The organism is Flavobacterium sp. CF108 (assembly GCF_900129795.1).
Lineage (GTDB): Bacteria > Bacteroidota > Bacteroidia > Flavobacteriales > Flavobacteriaceae > Flavobacterium.
Genome location: NZ_FQWW01000005.1, coordinates 530,865 through 537,349, shown reverse-complemented (window position 1 = coordinate 537,349; position 6,485 = coordinate 530,865). Strand labels below are relative to the sequence as shown.

Genomic DNA, 6,485 nt, shown 5'->3' with positions numbered 1-6,485 from the left:
CTCACCTCTTCCCATCCCGAACAGAGTAGTTAAGCCCGCCTGCGCAGATGGTACTGCATCATTGTGGGAGAGTATGTCGTCGCCTTTCTTTTGAAGAATCCTCATCATTTAGTTGATGAGGATTTTTTGTTTTTAGAACATTTTTGGAAATGCGAAACAGTCATGCAGCACAAACCTGCGGTTGAAACCGCAGGCAATATTTTTACGTTAGAATCTCCAAAAACTGAAAAACTGTTGTGATATGAATGCGCTAAATATCGAAGCGTATTCTTTTCTTTTATATCAAAATTGTATAAGTTGTATTTTTAGATAGATAATGCCTTAAATCTTATTTTTTGCTTGTTAATTTTTAGGTTTTATAACTATTTCATTTCTATTTTATCTTTAGATAATATATCGTTCTATTTTGTTGGACTTTTAAATGTACCATTAAATCAAAAAAAAGTTTTAATTTTAAATTTAAATCTTTCTCCTATTTTGAAAGAGTAATTTAAAAAAAGTTTGGGATGTCACAAGTTAATGCAAATCCAAAAGTTGACTTCTTTTTTGATGAAGCGAAGAAATGGCAGGCAGAATTAGAAATAATGAGGACAATTGTCCTAGATTGTCAGTTGTCTGAAGAATTAAAATGGGGAGTTCCTTGCTATACTTATAAAGAAAATAACGTCGTACTAATTCATTATTTTAAAGAATATTGTGCCTTTTTGTTTTTTAAAGGGGCTTTGTTAAAAGATACAGATGGTATTTTGATTCAACAATCTGAGAATGTCCAGGCAGCTCGTCAAATACGATTTACGAATCTTCACGAAATAGTTGATTTGAAAACTGTTTTAAAAACATATATTTATCAAGCAATAGAAATTGAGAAAGCAGGTTTGAAAGTGGAGCTGAAAAAAACTTCCGAATTTGCTGTTTCCGAAGAGTTTCAAAAGAAATTAGATGAAATGCCAAATCTCCAAAAAGCTTTTCATGCTTTAACCCCAGGAAGACAAAGAGCTTATCTGCTCCATTTTTCGCAACCGAAACAATCCAAAACCAGAGAGGCGAGAGTAGAAAAAAATATTTCAAACATATTAGACGGTAAAGGACTTAATGATTAGAGATATGCATATAAGTTTTTAAAATTATTTGTGATAACATAAAATAAAGAAAGATGAGTCAAAAAAATAAATTATCACCAGAACAGCAAGAATCATTATTAAGTGTTTTAGAAGCACGTTTTGAAAATAATAAACATCGTCATAAAAATATAGAATGGGAAAAAGTTGAGTCAAAACTAAAAGCTAATCCTGAAAAACTTTGGTCTCTTGACGAAATGGAAAGAACCGAAGGCGAGCCAGATGTTGTGGGTTTTGATGAGAAAACAAATGAGTATATTTTTTATGATTGTGCAGCAGAAAGCCCAAAAGGACGCAGAAGTATTTGTTACGATCACGAAGCATTAGAAAAAAGAAAAGAAAATAAACCCAAAGACAGTGCAGTAAACATGGCTTCAGAAATGGGAATTCAAATCTTGAATGAAGAAGAATATCACGAACTTCAAAAATTGGGAAAATTTGATACCAAAACATCAAGCTGGATTTTAACTCCCACAAACATCAGAAAACTTGGCGGAGCAATTTTTTCAGATTTTCGTTATGATACCGTTTTTGTATACCACAATGGTGCTGATTCATATTATGCCGCGAGAGGTTTCCGTGGTTCATTAAGAGTTTAAAGAGTAAAAATAGAAATGATATTAGCCTTCGATACTTATTATTTTGATAATAAAGCAAAAACTGTCTGCCTTGAATTTGAGAATTGGAATGAAGACAAAAACTTTAAAGTTCACACAGAAATAATTGATAATGTTTCAGAATATATCCCAGGAGAATTTTACAAAAGAGAACTTCCGTGTATTATCAGTTTGTTAAATCAGATTGATTTGGAAAATATAGAAGCTATAATTGTGGACGGATTCGTATATTTAGATGATGATAAAAAATATGGATTAGGCGGACGCTTATATGAAAAGCTAAATAGTAAAATTCCGATTATTGGTGTCGCTAAAACTAATTTTGCAAGTATCGAAAAAGATAAAAAGCCTTTGTTAAGAGGCGACAGCGCAAAACCATTATTTGTAACATCTATTGGAATTGATTTAGAAGAAGCTTTCCAAAAAGTTGAAACTATGGCGGGCGAATTTAGAATGCCGACTTTATTGAAAGAGTTAGATCGTTTAACGAAAGAACTTTAATTTTTTATGGATATACAACTTTGGAATCAAATCGAAAATTTTGATCTCGACAACCCAAATGATCAATACGGATTTTCAACAAGATTAGCATTCGAAAATAGTTGGACTATTTATTTTACTAAAACAGCGATTTTAGAATATAAAAAATTCATGTATCTGGCAGCAACTTCAAGCGAAATGGTTTCTCCTTCAGAAATTGTTGATATTGTCTGGCATCAGCATTTAATTTTTACAAATTCATATTCTGATCTTTGCACTATTTTGTCAAAAAGAATTGAGCATATTCCATCAACACATAATAAGGCTGAACATGAGAAATTCCATAAAGCAAAAGAAGTTACTAAAAACTTATATGAATTAAATTTTGGAAAACAGCCTGAAGAAATTTGGACTCTTAGAAATCCAATGGATTCACTTCAATTAGACAACGCTAATTATAATCTCGGAATATTAAAAATAATTTTCTTAGGTGCATTTATACTTTTAAGTTTTCCTATTTCTCTTCTTCTAAAACCAATTTTGATTCAAATTGATAATCCATATTTTGCATGGTATTACATATTCTTGTTTGCTTTAGTAACATTTTTATTAATGCAATTTGTCAAGAAAACTTGTGATTCGCTGATTGAAAAAATTAAGCCTAAATTAATCATTAGTAATCTTACACCTTTAGAATTGGTCTTCTTTCAAAAAAATAATCTAGACTATGTAATTCATGGAGTCGTAAATAATTTAATTGAAAATAGAAGAATTGAGGTTACAGGCAATAAATTAAACTTAATCGATGATACACTAACAAATAATCAGTATGAGAATTGTGTTATTGAAATCATGAAAGAATATGATTTAATTTCTTATCTACAGTTACATCAGTTAATTATAAACAAACCAATATTTCAACAATTAAAAAAAGGAGTTGAAAAAATTAGAGAAACGATTTTAGATTCTAAACAATTTTTATTTATCATAAAAACAGCGTTGCTGGTTTTTGGACTTCTTTTAAGTATAGGCTTTAGCAGAATTATTACAGGAATTTCCAGAGATAAGGCTGTAACTAATATTGTTATTATAACCATAATTTTAGCTGCTATCTCTTATCGTTACTATAAGAAAGTAGTGAACTATTTATTTTTTCATACAATTCACTCCTCTTTTAAAGAAGGAAAAAGTAATACTAATGTTGAACAAGACTGGCAGTGGAATTATTTCTTATACGGAGGTCTGGCAGTTTCTTTTATGCCTTTGGTTATGCCTGCAAATAACAACTTTATATCATCAAACAGTGGTTCAGGATGTGGAAGTTCTGGTGGAAGCTCGTGCGGCAGTTCTTGTGGGAGTTCGTGCGGAAGCTCATGTGGCGGCTGTGGTGGAGATTAATTGAGAGTCGTCATTTTGGCTAACCAATTGTCCAAAACGACTAAAAACAACTTCAGGGTTCGGCTGATCTTTGCATTATAATTTTAAAACAATTAAAAATGCAAAAGACAATTTTTATTACAGGGAAAATAACTTTTATGTTTTGAATCATTTTTGCCAAATGACAAATTCTGCACTAATAACTTTGATTAACTTGCCTCTATGAAAGAATTTATAGATTATATATTGCAGTTTGGGACTTTAAATCAGCATCAGCTGGATTTAATTGCGAGTAAAGCAACTGTATTGGAACTTAAGAAAGATGAATATTTTTCGGAAGCTGGTAAAATTGCTCAACAAGTCGGTTTTGTTTTAGACGGAATTACCCGCGTTTGTTATTACAACAATAGAGGTGAAGAAATTACCAAATACTTTATCGACGAAAATAATTTGGTTGTCGATATGGAGAGTTTTGACAATGATATTTGTTCCAATGCTTATGTGCAGGCAATAACGGATTGTAAACTGCTGGTTTTTTCTAAAAAAGACTGGAAAGAACTTTTAGCAACGATTATTGGCTGGGATGCTATAGTACATAGGATTATTTCAAAAGCATTGAGACAAAAAGTAGAAAGAAGAAGTCCGCTGGTTTCAGAAGATGCCACTACACGATATTTAATGTTTTTGAAAATTTATCCAAATGTAATCAATAGGATTCCGTTATCTTATGTAGCTTCTTATTTAGGGATTACACAATCATCATTAAGCAGAATTAGAAAAAACATCAGTTAAAATTGCTTTTTGCCAAATGACAAATGATTCCATTTTCAAAGTAACCAACTTTGTATTATAATTTTAAAACAAATTAAAAATGAAATCAGTATTAATAACAGGAGCAAATAGAAGCATAGGATTAGAAATCACAAAACAACTTTCAAAGCAAGGATTGTTTGTTTATTTAGGAAGCCGCGATCTTGAAAAAGGAAACGAAGTTGTAAAAGAATTAAATGGAGATGGATTTCAAAACATTAAAGCCATTGAGATTGATGTTACCAATCCAGATTCAGTTTTAGAAGCAAAGAATATTGTAGAAAGCGAGCAGGGAAAATTAGATATTCTGATTAACAATGCGGGAATAAGCGGCGGCCAGTTTCCTCAAACCGCTTCAGATACCAGCGTAAAAGACATTAAAGATGTATTTGAAACAAACTTTTTTGGTGTTATAAGTGTTACTCAGGCTTTTTTAGAATTACTTAAAAAATCAGACAGTCCGAGAATCAGTAATATTACTTCAGGACTTGGTTCTTTGACTTTGCATAGTGATCCATCATGGAAATATTACGATTTCAAATCGGCAGCTTATGGAACTTCAAAGACAGCATTAAATGCATATACGATTGTACTGGCTTATGAACTAAAAGATTTGTCTTTTAAAGTAAATGCAATCGATCCGGGTTATACCGCAACAGATTTTAATCATCATAGCGGACCTGGAACTGTTGAAAGTGCCGCATCGTTTATTATCAAACATACCGTAATAGATGAAAATGGACCGACTGGACAATTCTTTAGTAATGACATTGAAGATGAAACGGGAGTTAGTCCTTGGTAAAAAGTTCAAATTGATTTTATAAAAAGACTCCAATTCTATTGGAGTTTTTTTTATGGCTAAAAAACAGCATTATTGAAAGATATCTTTGTTTAAATGATTAATTTAATCTTCTCTAATATGGATTAAAAAAAATGGATACTAAACTTGCTCAAAAAGTTGTCGACGAAGAAATAGGAAGTGATTATACAATTTATAAAGTAGAAGATTCTGAAAAATATACTTTTGCCTATTATAAACATAAATATTATGAAGATGATGATGAAAGAGGGCATTTGGTTGGCGTTGGTCCTGTAGCGTTTAATAAACAAACCAAAGAATATAAACTACTTGATTCAGGAGACATTTTATGTGGAGATTACTTTGATTTTCAAAAGAATATTGAACAAGATAATCAGGAACCGGAATTTCCAGATTTTGATGAAATTAAAAAAGGTATTCTTAGAAGGAAATACGTTAATAGTGATGATATATTTTATTTAGGAATTCATTGGGATAAGCAGCTTAATGATAAATCAGATGTTCATCTTACCTTTAATAAGGAAATTGATTTTAAACAATTTTTAATAGCAAATTCATCCAACAAAGATTTTTTGAGTTTTATGGAAGAGTATTGGAAAGACTTAAATTTAGATTCTCAAAAAAAGGATGACAATCATATAATCTTGAGAAGAATATTTTAAATGTTTTTTATTTAATCAGAAACAAAGTAATAAAGATGAAATTTGAAAATGTACAATTGGATTTTTATTCTAATTTTTTAGGAGAAAGTGAAATACGTTTGTATTGTAATGAAAAAGATACCGAGTTCAAATTAAATATTTTTGAGAAAGGACCAAATTCGCATGAGATTATTCAGCTTCGACAAGGAGAAAATCAAATTTACCATTTTAGCTTGTGGGATGGATATTTCAATCAAATTAATCACTTTTTAGCTGAGAGAGTAAGTTTTATACAACTCCCGAAATTTATTAGAGATTATCAAATAGGAGAAGGATGGGATTGGAATTTGTTTTATGAAAAAATTACAATAGCTGAGTTGGATTGGGTTTTAAATCAAATGGAATATTTGGTGAAAAATATAGATAAATACAAAATGAATTTTTGGAACTTTGATTGTGTAGAAAACCTTTATTTATTTTTGAAAATCGTTAAAGAAAATAATCTTCAGTTGCATATATCTAAGGAATAAAAAAATAAGATATTATTTAAATTGTTTTTCAAAAAGGTAAAAAGCAAAAACTCCAATATTTAAAGGAGTCTTTGCTTAATATTTTAGAGAAT

General features: G+C 30.3%; 8 protein-coding genes and 1 rRNA gene. All 9 read left to right on the top strand.

The genetic code is table 11. From position 1 onward, the window contains the following. Window positions 1–88 (top strand): 5S ribosomal RNA (rrf, locus tag BUE10_RS16720); the annotation flags it as partial. A 418-nt stretch (window positions 89–506) separates the two neighbouring features. Continuing rightward, a complete protein-coding gene (locus tag BUE10_RS16715) occupies window positions 507–1,100 on the top strand; it encodes a YdeI/OmpD-associated family protein (RefSeq protein WP_073486857.1) in 594 nt (197 codons plus the stop codon). A gap of 53 nt (window positions 1,101–1,153) precedes the next feature. After that, a complete protein-coding gene (locus tag BUE10_RS16710; protein WP_073486855.1) occupies window positions 1,154–1,717 on the top strand; it encodes a DUF4256 domain-containing protein in 564 nt (187 codons plus the stop codon). Between the two features lie 15 nt (window positions 1,718–1,732). Next, entirely contained in the window at window positions 1,733–2,236 is a 504-nt protein-coding gene (locus tag BUE10_RS16705; RefSeq protein ID WP_073486853.1) for an endonuclease V, read from the top strand. A gap of 6 nt (window positions 2,237–2,242) precedes the next feature. Further along, window positions 2,243–3,613 carry a hypothetical protein gene (locus tag BUE10_RS16700; protein ID WP_073486851.1) on the top strand — a complete coding sequence of 457 codons (1,371 nt, stop codon included), beginning with the start codon at window positions 2,243–2,245 and terminating at the stop codon, window positions 3,611–3,613. Between the two features lie 201 nt (window positions 3,614–3,814). Then, window positions 3,815–4,384 carry a Crp/Fnr family transcriptional regulator gene (locus BUE10_RS16695; protein WP_073486849.1) on the top strand — a complete coding sequence of 190 codons (570 nt, stop codon included), beginning with the start codon at window positions 3,815–3,817 and terminating at the stop codon, window positions 4,382–4,384. Window positions 4,385–4,463: 79 nt separating this feature from the next. Further along, window positions 4,464–5,204 (top strand): SDR family oxidoreductase, encoded by a 741-nt coding sequence (locus BUE10_RS16690; RefSeq protein WP_073486848.1) that lies wholly within the window; start codon window positions 4,464–4,466, stop codon window positions 5,202–5,204. A gap of 131 nt (window positions 5,205–5,335) precedes the next feature. Beyond that, window positions 5,336–5,884: a hypothetical protein gene (locus tag BUE10_RS16685; RefSeq protein ID WP_073486846.1), complete on the top strand. Its 549-nt coding sequence runs from the start codon at window positions 5,336–5,338 to the stop codon at window positions 5,882–5,884. 35 nt (window positions 5,885–5,919) lie between these two features. Next, window positions 5,920–6,393 carry a hypothetical protein gene (locus tag BUE10_RS16680; RefSeq protein WP_073486844.1) on the top strand — a complete coding sequence of 158 codons (474 nt, stop codon included), beginning with the start codon at window positions 5,920–5,922 and terminating at the stop codon, window positions 6,391–6,393. Window positions 6,394–6,485: the final 92 nt, after the last annotated feature.